General features: G+C 64.8%; 17 protein-coding genes and 1 riboswitch. Of the genes, 13 read left to right on the top strand and 4 right to left on the bottom strand.

The annotated features are described in order from the left end of the window. Window positions 1-27: 27 nt before the first annotated feature. From ACYQ4W_RS06460 to ACYQ4W_RS06425, 8 genes are all read left to right on the top strand, one after another. Complete coding sequence (locus ACYQ4W_RS06460) at window positions 28-780, top strand: motility protein A (protein ID WP_459854232.1); 753 nt, start codon at window positions 28-30, stop codon at window positions 778-780. A gap of 4 nt (window positions 781-784) precedes the next feature. Then, the gene (locus tag ACYQ4W_RS06455; protein WP_459854230.1) at window positions 785-1,528 is read left to right on the top strand and encodes an OmpA/MotB family protein; all 744 of its coding nucleotides are present in this window, start codon (window positions 785-787) and stop codon (window positions 1,526-1,528) included. Between the two features lie 61 nt (window positions 1,529-1,589). After that, window positions 1,590-1,976: a PilZ domain-containing protein gene (locus ACYQ4W_RS06450; RefSeq protein WP_459854227.1), complete on the top strand. Its 387-nt coding sequence runs from the start codon at window positions 1,590-1,592 to the stop codon at window positions 1,974-1,976. Between the two features lie 58 nt (window positions 1,977-2,034). After that, on the top strand, window positions 2,035-3,423 hold the full coding sequence (locus ACYQ4W_RS06445) for an ATP-binding protein (RefSeq protein ID WP_459854468.1): 1,389 nt from the start codon (window positions 2,035-2,037) through the stop codon (window positions 3,421-3,423). Window positions 3,424-3,443: 20 nt separating this feature from the next. After that, window positions 3,444-5,693 (top strand): acetyl-CoA carboxylase carboxyl transferase subunit alpha/beta, encoded by a 2,250-nt coding sequence (locus ACYQ4W_RS06440; protein WP_459854225.1) that lies wholly within the window; start codon window positions 3,444-3,446, stop codon window positions 5,691-5,693. A 39-nt stretch (window positions 5,694-5,732) separates the two neighbouring features. Next, entirely contained in the window at window positions 5,733-6,365 is a 633-nt protein-coding gene (locus ACYQ4W_RS06435) for a biotin attachment protein (protein ID WP_459854222.1), read from the top strand. Between the two features lie 2 nt (window positions 6,366-6,367). After that, a complete protein-coding gene (locus tag ACYQ4W_RS06430; RefSeq protein WP_459854220.1) occupies window positions 6,368-6,733 on the top strand; it encodes a hypothetical protein in 366 nt (121 codons plus the stop codon). 55 nt (window positions 6,734-6,788) lie between these two features. Beyond that, window positions 6,789-7,301: a single-stranded DNA-binding protein gene (locus ACYQ4W_RS06425; protein ID WP_459854217.1), complete on the top strand. Its 513-nt coding sequence runs from the start codon at window positions 6,789-6,791 to the stop codon at window positions 7,299-7,301. A gap of 259 nt (window positions 7,302-7,560) precedes the next feature. On the opposite strand, the gene ACYQ4W_RS06420 is transcribed toward ACYQ4W_RS06425, so the two are convergent. Genes ACYQ4W_RS06420 through ACYQ4W_RS06410 form a run of 3 tightly spaced genes read right to left on the bottom strand, consistent with a single transcriptional unit; the run spans window position 7,561 to window position 9,663 of the window. Continuing rightward, window positions 7,561-8,490, bottom strand: a complete 930-nt coding sequence (locus ACYQ4W_RS06420) for an NAD(P)/FAD-dependent oxidoreductase (RefSeq protein ID WP_459854214.1) — start codon at window positions 8,488-8,490, stop codon at window positions 7,561-7,563. A 37-nt stretch (window positions 8,491-8,527) separates the two neighbouring features. Continuing rightward, the gene (locus ACYQ4W_RS06415; protein WP_459854212.1) at window positions 8,528-9,313 is read right to left on the bottom strand and encodes an HD domain-containing protein; all 786 of its coding nucleotides are present in this window, start codon (window positions 9,311-9,313) and stop codon (window positions 8,528-8,530) included. Beyond that, on the bottom strand, window positions 9,310-9,663 hold the full coding sequence (locus ACYQ4W_RS06410) for an SHOCT domain-containing protein (protein ID WP_459854209.1): 354 nt from the start codon (window positions 9,661-9,663) through the stop codon (window positions 9,310-9,312). The genes ACYQ4W_RS06415 and ACYQ4W_RS06410 overlap by 4 nt, the downstream gene beginning before the upstream one ends. Before the next feature lie 164 nt (window positions 9,664-9,827). On the opposite strand from ACYQ4W_RS06410, the gene ACYQ4W_RS06405 reads away from it, so the two are divergent. From ACYQ4W_RS06405 to ACYQ4W_RS06390, 4 genes are all read left to right on the top strand, one after another. Next, on the top strand, window positions 9,828-10,223 hold the full coding sequence (locus ACYQ4W_RS06405) for a response regulator (protein ID WP_459854207.1): 396 nt from the start codon (window positions 9,828-9,830) through the stop codon (window positions 10,221-10,223). Between the two features lie 16 nt (window positions 10,224-10,239). Then, the gene (locus tag ACYQ4W_RS06400) at window positions 10,240-11,232 is read left to right on the top strand and encodes a TIM44-like domain-containing protein (protein ID WP_459854204.1); all 993 of its coding nucleotides are present in this window, start codon (window positions 10,240-10,242) and stop codon (window positions 11,230-11,232) included. Window positions 11,233-11,327: 95 nt separating this feature from the next. Next, window positions 11,328-13,064, top strand: coding sequence for a YcaO-like family protein (locus ACYQ4W_RS06395; RefSeq protein ID WP_459854201.1), 1,737 nt, complete (start codon window positions 11,328-11,330; stop codon window positions 13,062-13,064). Between the two features lie 160 nt (window positions 13,065-13,224). Beyond that, the gene (locus tag ACYQ4W_RS06390) at window positions 13,225-13,542 is read left to right on the top strand and encodes a TusE/DsrC/DsvC family sulfur relay protein (protein WP_459854198.1); all 318 of its coding nucleotides are present in this window, start codon (window positions 13,225-13,227) and stop codon (window positions 13,540-13,542) included. A 109-nt stretch (window positions 13,543-13,651) separates the two neighbouring features. On the opposite strand, the gene thiC is transcribed toward ACYQ4W_RS06390, so the two are convergent. Beyond that, the gene (gene thiC, locus ACYQ4W_RS06385; RefSeq protein WP_459854196.1) at window positions 13,652-14,929 is read right to left on the bottom strand and encodes a phosphomethylpyrimidine synthase ThiC; all 1,278 of its coding nucleotides are present in this window, start codon (window positions 14,927-14,929) and stop codon (window positions 13,652-13,654) included. A 68-nt stretch (window positions 14,930-14,997) separates the two neighbouring features. Continuing rightward, a riboswitch (TPP riboswitch) is annotated at window positions 14,998-15,109 on the bottom strand. Window positions 15,110-15,284: 175 nt separating this feature from the next. Here thiC and rpmE point away from each other — a divergent pair. Beyond that, on the top strand, window positions 15,285-15,503 hold the full coding sequence (rpmE, locus tag ACYQ4W_RS06380; protein ID WP_459854193.1) for a 50S ribosomal protein L31: 219 nt from the start codon (window positions 15,285-15,287) through the stop codon (window positions 15,501-15,503). The last annotated feature ends 16 nt before the right edge of the window (window positions 15,504-15,519 follow it).

Below are 15,519 nucleotides of genomic sequence, written 5' to 3'. Positions count from 1 at the left end.
ACATTACAAGCCAGGGAAGGCGTGCGTATGGATTTCCCCTCGCTATTGGGCATGTTGGCAGGACTTTGTATGGTCTTCGGGTCCATCTACGCCCATTCCTCCGGGAACATGGGCATGTACTGGGACCCCTTCGCCCTGCTGATCGTTCTTGGCGGCACTGTGGCGTCAATCTTCGTGGCCTTTCCTTTCGAGGAAGTGCTGCAGGCCATCCGCGCCGCGTTCAAGGTCTTTGCCTCGCGCAAGGTCCAGGTGCGCGAGGTGGTCAACATCATGGTCAAAATCGCGGAGATCAGCCGCCGCGAAGGGCTCGTGGCCCTGGAGCACGTGAAGACCGAAAACATGGTGCTCAAAAAGGCTTGCCAGCTCATTGCCGACAACGCCGACCCGCAACTCATCCGCAGCACCCTCGCGATCGAAATCAACGCGCTGAAGCGACGGCATAAGATCGCCCATGATTTGTTCAAGCGCCTGGGCGGGCTCACGCCAGCCTACGGCATGATGGGCACGCTGATCGGCCTGGTGCAGATGCTCTCCCAGCTCAGCTCTCCGGACAGCATCGGCCCGGCCATGGCCATGGCGTTGTTGACGACGTTGTACGGCTCCGTGTTCTCCACGATGATATTTTTGCCCATGGGCGCCAAGCTTCAGGCGCGGACCCTCCAGGAACAGCTCCAGCTGGAGATTATCTTTGAGGGCGCCAAGTCCATCCTGGTGAACAACAACCCGATGCTCGTCTACGAGAAGCTTTCGTCCTTCCTCGCGCCCAAGGAAAGGAAGTAGCGCCATGAGCACACAAGATTCCGACGACCTGATTCATGAGGATCCCGAAGAAGAAGTGAACATGGACTGGTTGTTCACCTTTGCGGATATGATCATGCTCATGTTCGCGACTTTTGTGCTGCTGTACGCCATGTCCTCGCCGGATTCCAAAAAGGTCGACTCTGCGCTCCAGTCCGTTGCCGCGGCCCTGGGCGGCAAGGAGAGCAAGCTCGCCACCAGCACCATCAGCCGCGAGGAAGCCGGGGTCATTCTGGACCAGGTGATGATGCAGAAGCAGATTCTGATCGCCCAGCAGAAGGTCTTTTCCGATGTGAAATACCTGCAGACGAAGAAAGGCCTGGAAGGTCTGGTGGGCGCCAACTTCGAGGACGGCGTCATCACCATCCGCGCCCCGGGCGACGTGCTTTTTGCCCGCGGCGAGGTGACCCTGACCGAAAAAGGCAAGGCGATCATCATGGAGATGAAGGACTTTTTCACGCAGCACCCGGACCAGACCATCAACATCCGCGGCTTTACGGACGACCAGCTGCCCGGGGCGGGGTCGCGCTTCCGCGACAACTGGGAGGTCTCCTCGCTGCGGGCCGTCAACGTGCTGCGGTTGTTGATGCAGATGGGCATTGAACCAAAGAGGCTGACGTCAACCGGCCTGGCCGATTTGAACCCGCTGTACCCGAACACGACGGACGAGTACCGCGCCCAGAACCGCCGGGTCGAATTCGTGCTGGAAAAACGCGTTTCGGGGAAGTAGACTTTGCGCGTCCGCCGCAGCCGCGGACGATCATTGGACCTGCAAGCGTGCGAGGATGATCATGGACTTTGAAATTCAGATGGATGGCGACGACAAGCAGCGGCAAGCCTACCGCACCCGCGTGCCAGGGCTCGACGTGCGCGTCATCACCCAGACCGGCCCCCAGGATTTTCCCGTCAGCGACATCAGCGCCACGGGCTTCGCCTTTTCCGCCAATCCCCGGAACTACAGTTCCGGCATGACCTTTTCCTTTGACCTGCTGCTGAACAAGCGCCTGTTCCTGGGCGACCTCAAGGGCAAGGTCATGCGCGTGCTGACGGAAAAGGGCATCATCGGCTGCAACTTCGAAGCCATGGAGCGCCGCCAGGAGATCAAGCTCGACAAGCTCGTGCTTGAGGTGCAGAAGCGGCTTATAGAGCTGCGCAAAGCCAAGCGTGAAGTCGAATAACCCTCGGGGGCCCGTGGCGCGTCATAAAATACTCATCGCCAACCGCGGCGAAATCGCCATGCGCATCCTCAGGGCTTGCGTCGGCCTGGGGCACGCGTTCGTGTGCGTGTACACGGAGTCCGACGCCGCCTCCGGGCATGTGCGCCTTGCGCGTGAGCTGGGCGGAGACGCGAGCATCAGGCGCATCCGCTCCTACCAGGACCCCAGCGAGATCTTCGCCGTGGCCGACGCCTGCGGCGCCACCGCCGTGCATCCCGGCTACGGCTTCTTCGCGGAGGACTTCCGCTTCGCCCGCAGGGCCGAAACCCGCGCCCGGCCGCTCACCTTCATCGGCCCCTCGTGGAGCGTCATCCGCGACCTGGGCGACAAGATCAACACCAAGCGCATCGCCCGGTCCCTTTCCGTGCCCACCATACCGGGCTCGGACAGGCCCATCTTCGACGAGATGGAGGCCGTGGAGCTGGCGCAGACCATTTTCGCCTTCCAGGCCGAGCAGGGCATAGCCGAGGGCTGCGTGCTGGTGAAGGCCAGCGCGGGCGGCGGTGGCATGGGCATTGAGGAAGTCTACGACCTCGACACCTTCCGCTCCGTGTACCGGCGCATCCGCAACTACGCCAAGCGCAATTTGAGCGACGAGGGCGTGCTCATCGAGCAGCGCATCTTCGACTTCAACCACCTGGAGGTGCAGGTGGCGGCGGAGCGCGGCGGGCAAAACGCCGTGCACTTCGGCACGCGCAACTGCTCCGTGCAGAGCCTGGGCCGCCAGAAGCGCATCGAGGTGGCCCCGGGCTTCGATCCGGCGAGCATCGGCTACGCCTTTGACGCGGCGAGCGTGCTGAACGCCATCACCAGCCATTCGGTGAACATGGCCCGGGCCGTGCGCTACGACAACGTGGGCACCTGGGAGTGGATAGTCACCCCCAAGGGCGACCCGTTCTTGATGGAAGTGAACACGCGCATCCAGGTGGAGAACGGCGTGTCCGGCGTCATTTCGCGCTTGCACGGCCGGGCGCAGACGGACCACGGCGTGAACATCATCGCCGAGCAGATCCGCCTGGGCCTGGGCGAGCCCCTGGGCTACACGCAGGACGACGTGCGCCTGGACGGCGTGGGCATCGAGTACCGCATCATCGCCGAGGACCCGTCGGACCGCTTCACGCCCTGCCTCGGGCGCATCGAGAACTTCCGCTGGAAGCCCGAACCCTGGCTCGGCGTATCGACCCAGGTGCCGACGGCGCTTTCGGGCGAGGCGTACGACATCCCCATGGACTTCGACCCCAACCTGGCCCTGGCCATCGTCTGGGGCGCTGATTTGAACCAGGCCAGAGAGCGCGGCGAAGCCTTTCTGGACGCGCTTGTCCTCACCGGGACCGATACCGCGGGCGCGCCCCTGCGCACCAACGTGGCCTTTTTGCGCGCGCGCACCCAGACCCTTCTGCACTTCTAGGCCGAGGCGGGCCGCAACACATGGACATCGACAAACGCACCCAGCAGCTCGCGGCCAGGCTTTCCTACATCCGCGACATCTTCGGCCCGCGCGAGAACGCCTCGGTGGCGCTTTTGAAGCACCGCCTGGAGGAGTTCCTCGCCAGCGCGCCGGACTACGGCATGCGCGAACTGCAGCAGCAGGTGGCGCGTCTGGAGGAGCTGTTCTCGCTGCTTGAGGGCAAGCTGGAGGGCGAGCTGACGCCCATGGACCGCGTGCGCATCGTGCGCCACCCGCAGCGCGTCAGCCTCAAGGATATTTTGGAGAACGTGTACGACAACTACACGGAGATCGGCGGCCAGGACGAGTGGAGCATCGACCCGGGCATGATCATCGCGCGGGCCACCATAGCCCGGCGCATGGGCAAAAAGACCGTGCACCAGCCGGTCATGGTCATCGGCCAGGAAAAAGGCCACGGCCAGGAGTTCCGCAACGGCGGGTCCATTAAGCCATGGGGCAACGCCAATGCGCTGTACTACATGCGCGTGGCCGAGACCGAGAACATCCCCATCCACACCTACGTGTTCACTCCTGGCGCGTTCCCCGTGGAGGACTACCCCGGCGCGGCGCAGCAGATCGCCAAGAATCTGTACGTCATGGCTGGGCTCAAGGTGCCCGTGGTGGCGGTGTTCAGCGAGGGCGGCTCCGGCGGGGCCGAGGCCATCGCCCTTTCCGACAAGCGGCTCATGCTCTCCCACGGCTATTACTCGGTCATCTCGCCCGAGGGCGCGGCGGCCATCGAGGGCGGGCTCAAGGGCAAGGCCACCCCGGAGCTCATCGAACGTTGCGCCCAGCAGCTGTGCATTACGGCGGAAGACAATCTGCGCCTGGGTCTCATCGACCGCATCATCCAGGAGCCGCCCCTTGGCGCGCGGCCGGACAACTACGAATTTTTCCGCCAGCTCCGGCGCGAGGTCATCCGCGCCACGGACGAGGTGGTCCATGCGGCCCAGGGGCTTGGCCCGCTGCGGGCCCTGGCCATGCGCCGCGAAGGCAAGGACGTGGACCCCCAGGACATCTTCGTGCGCTGGTCCCTGGGGCCCTCCGCCCGCAACGCACTGGTGGAACTGCGCTTCAACAAGTTCCGCGCCATGAGCAAGGGGGCCCTGCGCGACAACCGCACCCTGGGCACGCGTCTGGGCACGGGGCTGGTGCGCGCCTTGTGGCAGGTGCACAGCCTGCTGCGGCACGATTTTTTGGCCAAGTATCAGCGCCGCCTCTCCGGTCTGCTGGAGCAGTGGGAGGCCGAGCTGCGCGCCCTGGGCCACGGCCTGGGCGGCCCCTTTGGCTGGCTCTCCCGCGTGGGGGGCAGCCGCCTGGGCGTTCCGCCGGAGGCCCTGGAGCGTCTGACCAGCCTCTCCTGCCCGGAGGAGGGCGCCTGCCGCACCGACGACGTGTGGGTCTACGTGAGCCCCAAGAGCAAGGACGACCGCACCCTCACCTGCCCGAACACCGCCAGCCACGGCTGCCAGGACCTTTGGGCGCCGGATCTTTTCGGCGAATTCGCCGGCGTCTGCTCCCACTGCGGGCACCACTTCCCCATGGAGTTCCAGTGGTACCTTTACAATGTCTTCGGCTTCGCCCAGGCCTATGAGTTCAACTCAGAGCTTGAGTCCGGCAACCCTTTGCACTATGAGGGCTTCGACCTGAAGCTGGCCGAGGCCAAGCGCGCCACGGGGCTGGACAGCTCCTGCATCACCTTCGAGACGCGCATTGAGGACCTCTCCACCGTGGTGGCGGCCCTGGTGAGCCCGTTCCGCGGCGGCACGGTGGGCGCGGCCGAGGGCGAAAAGCTCATCCGCGCCATTGAGCGCGCGCGCATCAAGCGCATGCCCTTTCTCATGTATTCCCACGGCACGGCGGGCATACGCATCCAGGAGGGCACCTGCGGCGTCATCCAGATGCCCCGCGTGACCATGGCCGTGCGCCGCTACATCGAAGCGGGAGGCCTGTACCTGGTGCTGTACGACACCAATTCTTACGCCGGGCCCGTGGCGAGCTTTCTGGGCTGCTCGCCGTATCAGTTCGCGGTGCGCTCCTCGAACATCGGCTTCGCCGGACCGGGCGTCATCCGCGAAACCACGGGCGTCGACGTGCCGCCAAATTATCACAGGGCCTTCTCGGCCTTGTCGCGCGGGCACATTCAGGGTATCTGGGACAGGCGCGACCTGAAGAAGAATCTGCACCAGGCCCTGCTGACCATGGGCGGCAGCAATCTTTATTACCGCTGATAAGAACGTGAGGGACCGACTTTGCTGAACGTTAAGGAAATGCTTGAAGAGCTGAAGGCCTCTCCCTACGAGGAGATCGAGATCAACACGCCGCACACCGGCGTCATCGAATTTGTGGGCCTGAACACGGGCGACCGCGTTGTCGGCCCCAGCGGCAAGTGGAACGAAAAGCCCGGTACGCTTCTGGCCAACCTGACCCGCGAGAAGAACAAGAAGCCCATCTGCGCCACGCAGAAGGGCGTGGTGACGAACATCGCCTCCGAGCACGAGGGCAAGTTCGTCGAAGCCGGCGTGCGCCTGCTCACTATCCGCCACTTTCTTTCCAAGGAAGAAGTCATTGCCCGCATTCTGAAGAAGGCGCTGTACCTGTTCTGCGCCCCGGAACGCGCCAAGTACTACTTCGTCCCGGAGATCGACGCCAAGATCAAGGCCGGCGGCGAGCAGTCGGTCAAGCCGCGCGACGGCATGGAGATGTTCATCGTCTCGCGCATGAAGCGCGAAACCCCGCTGGCCTACGCCGGACCGGAAGGCATCATCTACGCCGTGTATTTTCAGCAGGGCGACAACGTCGACGGCGGCCAGCCGCTCATCGGCGTGTGCCAGGAATCCCAGCTTTCCCTCATCCAGGACGTGGTCAACCGCGTTCAGGGCGAGTGGGAAGAGCAGGACTAGCCGTGGGCCGCACCCTGCAAATCCGCGTCTCCGCCTGGACCTTTGATCCGGCCGAGGTGGAGAAGCGCTGGCCGAGCCTTTCGGCTCTGGCCTTCAGCCCGCCCACGCTTCTGCAACAGGAGCGCGGCGTGCTGGAGCTCACGGACAATCTCGTCGACCGCCACGGCATGGGCGTGTTGCCGGAGCCGGCGGGCAAGGCCCTGGCCGAGCCCGTCCGCCGCGCCGGCGAGGCCCGCGAGCGCCTCACCGCCGCCCTGGCCGAGTGGAACGCGCGCGCCGCCAACACCGCCACGGACGAGATAGAGGAAGCCCTGGACGAAGCCGAGCAGGAGGCGCGCAAGCTCAAGCACGTGCCTGGACTCGACTAGCGTTTTAGCGTATCGAATTGCCGCAAGACGACGAATTCCGCAAAGGAGCGACACCATGGCTGGCAGCCTCAATAAAGTGATTCTTGTTGGACATCTTGGGCAAGACCCGAAAATTTCGTACACCCAGTCCGGACAGCCCGTGGCCAACCTGCGCATGGCCACCAGCGAGCGCTTCAAAGACAAGTCCGGCCAGTGGACCGACCGCACCGAATGGCACACCGTGGTGGCCTGGGGCAAGGACGCCGAGTTCTGCAGCAACTACCTGGCCAAGGGCGCGCTGGTCATGATCGAAGGCCGTTTGCAGACCCGCAAGTGGCAGGACAAGGAAGGCCAGGACCGCTATTCCACCGAGGTCGTCGCCAACCGCGTGCAGTCCCTTGGCGGACGCCCGCAGGGTGAAGGCGCCGGCGCCAGCGGCATGCGTCCCCAGGGCGGCATGCAGCCCCAGAACGGCCGTCCGGCCCAGCAGCCCCAGCGAGGCGGCGGCAATCAGCCCTTCCAGGACGACGAGGATCTCGGCCCGGCATTCCCGTCCGAGGCCAGCGGCATGGACGACGTGCCGTTTTAGAGAATATCTTTTTCAAGGGGGAATGATTCCCCCTTGGACCCCTCAGGGCAATGAAAAAGGCTTGGCCGGGCATTCGCCCGGCCAAGCCTTTTTCATTGCTGGAGGAGAAGGAATTTTTGTGGGCATGACTTCTCCCACCCAATGCCCGTCTGTTCTCCAGCCATCTCCATCGAAAACGCCGGACCGAGTTCAGCTCGGTCCGGCGTTTTCGATGGCATGAGGGGGGTCGGGGGGCATCATGCCCCCCGGCCGCCGGAGGCTATTCTTCTTCCGCCGCCCCTTCCTGGGCCAGCTTCAAATTCTTCGCATACGTGGCGGCGCTGATGCCCGCCACGCAGCCCTCGCCCACGGCCTTGGCCATTTGCAGCGGCCCGCCGCAGATGTCGCCCGCGGCGAACACGCCGGGCACGTTGGTGGCTTGCCGCTTGTCGGTGGCCAGGTACTTCATGGTTTCGTCGAGATCGAGCCCGAGTGAGGCCGCCAGTTCGAGAACGCCCTTGGCGCCGAGTTCGATGAACACCCCAGCCACGGGCAGGACGGTTCCGTCCGCGAGCTCCAGCCCGGTCACCTGCGTCGTGCCCTGAATGGCCTTGACCTTGGTCCCCTGGTGCAGCACGGCTCCGCTTTCCGCGAGCTTGGCCTGAAGCGCCGGGCTAACGTCGAGGGACTCGGCCACGAGGTGCACGCTCTTCGCCAGGGCGAGCAGCGTCAGCGCGCCGCCGGCCGCGGCGCTTTGTCCGCCTATGACGGCCACGTCCTCGCCCTTGAAGAAGCCGCCGTCGCAGTCCACGCAGTAGGAGACGCCTCGTCCCAGCAGCTCCTTTTCGCCCGGCACGCCGAGCTTGTTGCGCGTGGTGCCGGTGGCGATGACCAGACTGCGGGCGCAAATGGTGGTTCCGCTTTCGGTTTCGATCTGGAAGCACATGCCCGTGGGCGTGATGTGCAGGGCGTCCTCCTCCAGTATCTCGGTGCCGAAGCTCTTGGCCTGGGTCAGGCCTGTGGTGAGCATCTCCTCGCCGCTGGTCTTGAACATGCCGAGAAAATTCTCCACATGCGCCCAGAACAGGCTGCTCTTGTTCATGCGCCCCAAAAGGAGCACGCGGGTCTTCTTGCGCGAGGCGTGGATGGCGGCCTGAATGCCGGCGGGACCGCTGCCGAGAATGACGACGTCGAAGATGGACTTTTCCATGGCGGCTCCTTTGCGCAGAGTGCGCTAGGAGCGAGAGTTAAGCACCGGACAGGCGTTCGGCAAGGTCCGCCCGCACATGTTGGCGCACGGAATCAAGCAGCGGGTCGCTCGGCACCGTGGCGAACAGGGTGTCGAGGTAGCCCCGGTCGCTCAGCAGGCGGCACGAGGAGCGGAAGTTCAGGTCGTACAGCCAGCCGATGGCCATCATCTTTAAATCGTTGATGTAGATTATTTCGCGGTAGTCGCCGGGTTCGCGGTGCAGCAGCCCCTCGGCCACGCGCCGGGTGTAGGCCAGGGGCTCGTCCTTCACGTCCAGGGCCACTTCGGGGTGCTCGGGCGTTTCCTGGGAGAAGTGGGCTATCATGACCTGATAGATGTCGAGCTTGTCGCTGTCGCGCACCACGCGGGACACGGTGTCCAAGTCTTTGGATGCCAGCGGGGGCAGGGTGCGCTTGTTGTGCAGGTACACCGCGCCAAGGACCAGGCGGCGGATGGCCGTGGGCACTCCTTCGAGCAGCTTGTGCCGCAGGGCGTGGCGGACGCTCAGCCACGCGTGGTTGGCGGAGACCGCGTCGCGGAAGGTGCGATGGTCGCGGTACTGCGGAAAGCGGCCGACATCGTGCATGAGCGCGGCCAGGCGGCTTGCCAGCACTAGGTGCTCGGGCAGCTTTTCCGCGTCGACTATGTCCTCGGCGATGGTGAGCACGCGCAGGGTGTGGTCGACCTTGAGCCTGTAGGCGAAGCAGTCGCCAGGGGCGTTCAGGAACGGCGCCGCGAAATCCTCAAAGCGCCTGGAGACGGCGCGCACCAAGGCGTCGTTCATTGGTCGATGGCCCGCTTCTTGAGCTTGTACAGGGCTTCGTCGAGACGTCCGGCGCGGTAGTCCGCGTCAAGCGCCGCATGGGCCTTGCGTCGCGCCTCCGCGGCTTCGCGGTCCATTTCCTTGTCGCGCCAGATGCCGCGCGGTCCGTAAAGCAGGCGCAAAAACACGCAGATGACGCCCAGGATGAGGGCGGAGAAGGCGAGGGTGGCGAGGCTGGTCTGCCAGTCTCCGCCGTAGCCGGCGTTGAAGGGCCAACCCGTCCACTTGGTGGGAAGGCTGGCCGGCTGGGAATCCTGGCAGAGGAAGTCGAAGCGGCTGATGGTCTGGACCGCGAGGTTCAAGTCAAACATGAACGATGTGCCTCCGGGCGTGCTTGGACCGTGCGGAAGGCGCGGCCTCTGGCGGTGAGATACGTTGTGTCGCGCCGTGATGCAAGCATGGACGAAAGTGGCGCATGCGGGGCGATTGTCTCTTGCCGCAAGTTCGGGTATGGGATGCGGTGAAGGGAGACGCCATGCGCATACTCATTGCGGAAGACGACACCACGAGCGCCCGGTACATGTCGGGCCTGCTGGCACGGTTCGGCGAGTGCACGGTTGTCGAGGACGGCGAGCTGGCCCTGGCCGCTTACCACGCCGCCCGCGACGAAGGCCGGCCCTTTGAATTCATCTGCCTTGACATCATGATGCCGCGCAAGAACGGGCAGGAGGTGCTGGAAGAAATCCGGCGCGAGGAGACGGATGCCGGGATAGCGCCCGGCCAGGGCGTCAAGATCGTCATGACCACCGCCCTCGGCGATGTGCGCTCGGTCATGAGCGCGTACAAGGGCGGGGCCACGGCTTACATCACCAAACCCATTATGACCGAACGGCTGTACGAGACCATGTGCAGCCTCGGTTTTGAGGTCTAGCGAGGACCGAACGACAATGAAAAAGAAGTTTGTGAGCATTATGCTGGCCCTGGCCCTGGCCGGTGCGCTGACTGTCGACTGCGCCTTTGCCAAGCGCATGGGCGGTGGAACGTCCTTTGGCGGCAGAAGCACCTATAGCCGCAGCTACACCCCGGCGCCCAGCGCGCCCTATGCGCCTTCCTCCCCGGCGCAGCCCGGCCAGACCGCGCGCAGCGCCACGCAGACGCAAACGCCTCCCCTGGCGCAGCCGCAGTCTCCCGGCATGTTCGGACGCATGGGCTGGGGACTTGGCGGCTTCATGGCCGGCGGCCTCATCGGCTCCATGCTCTTCGGCCACGGCGGCGGCTGGGGCGCTGGCGGCGGCATCGGCCTCATGGACATCCTGCTCATCGGGCTCATCGTCTATTTGGGCTACAGGCTGTTGCGCGGCCGCTCCGGCGCGGCGAACGTCCCCGGCCCGCAGAGCGTGCGCCCGGAAGATCTGAAGCCTGATGCCCGCTACCGCGCGGAGCAGAGCTGGGACAACCTGCGCTCCCAGCCGCAGCAGCCCACGCCGCCTCCTGCCGGGGCCAATCCCACCGGCGGCTTCGGCGTGGCCCCCGCTTCCGAGGCGCCCGCCGAACCCGTGGTGCCCGAAGGCTTCAGCGTTCCCGACTTTCTGGAAGGCGCCAAGACCGTGTATGCGCGGCTGCAGCATTCCTGGGACCGCCGCGACCTGAACGACATCGCGCTCTTCACCACGCCCGAGGTCCTGGCCGAGATCAAGCGCCAGGCCGTGGCCGACCCCTCGCCGTCCAAGACGGAGCTGCTGCTGGTCAACGGCAAGCTGCTGGAGTTCCGCGAGGAAGCGCAGGACACCGTCGCCACGGTGCTCTTCGACGTGCTGCTGCGCGAGGACGCGAGCGAGGACCGGCCCAAGCAAATCCGCGAAGTCTGGCACTTCTCCCGTCCCACGGGCGACTTGAAGGCCAACTGGCGGCTCGAGGGCATCCAGCAGCTGGAAGACTAGCGAGAGCAAGGCCACGCGCGCGCGGCCCATCCCCTTTCATCATCACCAAGAAGCCCGGAAGCGATATTCCGGGCTTCTTGTCGCAAGGAGCCCACATGCTGCAGCTCAAAGACTGTTTCAAGGTCTACACCACCGATCAGGACAAGGCCGCGCCTCCGGCGGAGACCGTGGCCAAGGTCAAGGCCAAGCTGGACGAGAAGTGCAAGGGCGTGCTTGAGGAGACCAAGCGGGTGGACACCGGCCGTCTCGGCATCCCCGTGTTCTTGAGCATCTGCGGGCCCGAGGCGCGGTCCGTCATGCCCACGCGCAAGCAGATGGGCAAGGGCGCGAGCCCGGAGCAGGCCGAGGCCTCGGCGTTGATGGAGCTTGTGGAGCGCTTCAGCTACTTCAGCTTCTGGGCCGACGAGGAGAACTTCACCCTGGCCACCTGGGCCGAGGCGGAGAAGCTTTACGGCGCGCAGCTCATGGACATCAAGCAGGTCTGCCAATCCGTGGAGGACAAGCTGACCCCGGAGAACGCGCGGCGGCTCATGAACCTCGTGCGCTGGCGTTTTTGCCCGGCGCTCAATGTGGCCACGGGCGAAACCTGCGTGCTGCCCCTGGACTGGTTCAAGACCCTGAACGAATTCAACGGCTCAAGCGCCGGCAACACTCCTGAGGAATCCGTGCTCCAGGGCGGCTGCGAGCTGGTGGAGCGCCACGTCTCGGCCATCATCGACCGCACCTCGCCGGAAGTGCCCACCATCAGCCAGGACACCCTGGACGACCCGGTGCTTCAGGATTTGTGCGAACGCTTCCGCAAGAACGGCATCATGTTGCTGCTAAAGGATTTCTCCCTGGGCATGCCCGTGCCCACCGTGGCCGCTTTGGCGTTTGATCCCAAGACCTTCCCCGGCTTGAGCGAGATCGTGTACACGGCTGGAACCGCGGCCACGCCTGTGAAGGCGGCCGTGCGCGCGGTGACGGAGATCGCCCAGCTGGCGGGAGACTTCGAGACCGGCCGCGTGTACGAGGCCTCGGGCCTGCGCAAGTTCACGGACCCCGGCCAGTTCGCCTGGCTCACCAAGGGGCCTGTGGTGGACCTCGCCTCCCTGCCGAGCGTGGAGGACCGGAACATCCGCGTGGAGGTGGCCCGCCTGGCCGAGGGGCTGCTGGCCCAGGGCTACACGCTGTACACCGTGCCCACCACCCGCGCGGACCTGGACGTGCCCGCCAACTACAATCTGGTGCCGGGCTTCGACTTCCGCGAGCGCACGGCGCACCGCAGCCTGGGGCTTTTCGTGGGCCGCAAGCTGGCCGAGGAAGCGCCGGACGACGAGGCCCAGGCCGGACTGGCCGTCTTGGCCGAGGTTGCGCCGGACGCGTACTATCTGCCGTTCTTTCAGGCCTTGCTGGCCCTGCGCCTGGGAGACATTCCCGGCGCGGCGGCGTTGTTCGCCAAGGCGGAGGCCAGCCAGCCCGCCGCCGGAGAGCGCGCCCTGTGCGCCTTCTATCAGGCCTACGCCTTGTCGCAGGAAGGGGAGTGGAGCGCGGCCATGCCGCACCTGGACCGGGCCATCGGCCTCGACGCCGAGGTGAAGGAATACTTCAACCTGCGCGGAGTGGGGCGGTTCAAGGCCGGGCAATACGATCTCGCCAAGGATGACTTTCACGCCGTGCTCGGCCTCGACAGCGGCTCGGCCCCGGACTTGGCTAACCTCGGCCTGTGCCACAAGTTCCTGGGCGAGCGCGAGGCGGCGCTGGAGTGTTTGGGGGCGGCTCTGGAGCTGGACGCCAGCCTGGAATACGCCCAAAAGCATCTGGACGAGTTGCTGGAACACGCGGCGGAATAAAATTCCTCCGAAAAGGCGGATATACTCCCAGACCGTATTGACCGGGAGCTGAAAATCCATTACTCCCACTCAGACGCGAACAGCCTGTGCTTGATCGCGTCGAATTTCGGAATCAAGCGGTTAAGGCTTTTCCCATAAGATCCTATGAGGAGGACGACGAATGGCTTTTCTCGAGTACAAAGGCAAAAAGTTCGAAGTGGATGAGGACGGCTTTCTGTTGAAGTTTGAGGAATGGAACCCTGATTGGGTCGAGTACATCAAAGAGAGCGAAGGCATCGCCGTCATCTCTGAGAACCACCAGAAAGTCATCGACTTCCTGCAGGATTACTACAAGAAGAACGGCATTGCTCCCATGGTGCGCATCCTGTCCAAGGTGACCGGATACAAGCTGAAGGAGATCTACGAGCTGTTCCCCTCCGGCCCCGGCAAAGGCGCCTGCAAAATGGCCGGCCTGCCCAAGCCCACCGGCTGCGTGTAGTCCGACAGCCCCTCAGTTTGCAAAGAGGCGGGAGCATTTGCCCCCGCCTCTTTTTTTTCGCCCGCCGCAAGTGTGATCGCTCGCGGCGGGCGCATATGTTCGCTGTCGGCTACTTTTCCGGCTCGGCCATGCGGATGGCGCAGAACTTGCCGCACATGCCGCATTCCTTGCCATGCTCCGTGCCCTGGGAGCGCTGGCGCACCAGGCAGGGGTCCAGGGCAGCGTCGGCCATGCCCTTCCAGTCCAGCTTCAGGCGGGCCACGCCCATGGCGTTCTCTCGTTCAACGGCCCAGGGGCGGCCAAGGGCGGTTTCGCCCGCCTGTGCGGCGATGCGCGAGGCCAGCACGCCCTCGTGCACGTCCTTGGCGTCGGGCAGGCACAAATGCTCGGCCGGGGTGAGGTAGCACAGGAAGTCCGCGCCATACTGCGCGGCCAACGCGCCGCCAATGGCCCCGGCGATGTGGTCGCGTCCGGCAGCGGTGTCCGTCACCAGCGGGCCAAGCACATAGAGCGGCGCGCCGAAGGTGGCGCGCTTGATGCCCTGGATCTGCGCCTGCACCAGATGCAGGGGCACGTGGCCCGGACCTTCGATCATGACGCCGACCCCTGCGGCCCACGCCCGGCGCGCCAAAACGCCCAGGGTCAGCACCTCCTCCCACTGGGCAGGATCGCCCGCGTCAACGCCCGCGCCGGGGCGCAGACCGTCGCCCAGGCTGATGACCACGTTGTGCTTGCGGCAGATGTCGAGCAGCTCGTCGTAGTGGGTGAGCAGGGGGTTTTCCTGCCCGGTGCGGCGCATCCAGCGGGCCAGAATGGCGCCCCCGCGCGAGACGATGCCGAGTTGGCGCGAGCCGTCCATGGCCAGCTCCGCGCCGCGCTTGGTGAGGCCGCAGTGCAGGGTCATGAAGTCCACGCCCTGTTCGGCCTGCTTGGCCACCTCTGCCAGAATCTCGGCGGGCTCGAAGCCGGAGGGGTCGCGGCCGGACTCTGTGCACTGCTGCGCCACGGCGTAAATGGGCACGGTGCCCAGGGGCAGGGGCGAGGCGTCCAGCATGCGCTGGCGGATGCCGTCCAGGTCGCCTGCGGTAGAAAGGTCCATCACCGCGTCGGCGCCGGCGTTTTCCGCCACCTGCAGCTTGTCCGTCTCGCCGGAGAGGTCGCTGGTGACGGGCGAGGTGCCGATGTTGGCGTTGACCTTGACCCGCGCGGGCTGGCCGATGAGCGTGGCGCGCACGTTCTTGTGTTTCGGGTTGGCCAAAAGCGTCAGCGTGCCCCGGTCGATGCGGGCGCGGATGTCGGCCTCGGTCATGTGCTCGTAAGCGCAGAGCTTGGCCATGTTCTCGTCGAGCATGGCCGCAAGGGAGGGATTCTTTTTGAGCAGGGACATGCGCACTCCTTGTTTCGCCCGGGCGGGGCTGTTCAAAGGGGCATGCGTTGATGGGGGAGGCCGGAAATACATCAGGCTGGTCCATTTCCTCCAACGGCATGACCCGTATCAGGTTCCACGGTCGGCCCCGGTGGCAGGGGCCCTCTCAGCCCGGTTCCCCGGACTCCCGTATGGTTTCTGCTGGCAATGAGCGAGAATCTTTGCTAGCCGTACCGGGTGCGGAAGTCAACAACTGGTGCCGCTGCCGCATCGGAACCGGACTTTGGGAAAAAAACACGCCGCGCGCCCCTTGCAATCCGGAAACTTCGGGCGTATATGCCCCTTCTTCAAGTGAACACTGAGCACGGAGACTGACATGAAAAAAGATATTCATCCCAACGTCATCAACGCCAAAGTGCGCTGCAACTGCGGTTACGAAACCGAACTTCTTACCGTCAAGGGTAGCGAAGTGACCGTTGAAATCTGCTCCAACTGCCACCCGTTCTACACGGGCAAGCAGCGTTTTGTGGATACCGCCGGCCGCATCGACCGTTTCCGCAAGAAGTACGCGAACCTCGCCGACGCCAAAAAGTAGCGCACCCGCGCGCACA

Source organism: Humidesulfovibrio idahonensis, from assembly GCF_054657715.1.
The sequence above is the reverse complement of the archived record's forward strand: the minus strand, read 5'-3'. Positions and strand labels throughout refer to the sequence as shown.